This is a genomic window from Bacillus cereus group sp. N6, assembly GCF_016483705.1.
GTDB classification, from domain to species: Bacteria; Bacillota; Bacilli; order Bacillales; family Bacillaceae_G; genus Bacillus_A; species Bacillus_A wiedmannii.
In genome coordinates, this window is record NZ_JAEHBI010000257.1 from 1 (window position 1) to 311 (window position 311).

Below are 311 nucleotides of genomic sequence, written 5' to 3' on the forward strand. Positions count from 1 at the left end.
GATTATATGATGTGGTTAGATGCAGATGATATCTTGCAACCTTCGGCGCAAAAAAAATTACAACAACTGAAACACTCTCTAGATCCTACTATCGAAGCTGTTAGTATGAAATATAACATCCAAACAAAAATCGGAACAGAACAAACACAGCGAATTCGCTTAGTAAAACGTGAGGCGGGATTTCAATGGGAAGGGATTGTTCATGAAGATTTACAACGAAAAGAACCTTATACCCATTTCCCATCTGATATTGTGATCACTCATACAAAAACAACACAAACTTCTCCGCAACGAAATATTGAATTATATCA

At 36.0% G+C, this 311-nt stretch carries 1 protein-coding gene; it reads left to right on the forward strand.

The annotated features are described in order from the left end of the window. Positions 1 to 311 (forward strand): glycosyltransferase family protein (locus JDS99_RS31215; protein WP_472926346.1); only part of this gene is annotated, 311 nt, incomplete at both ends.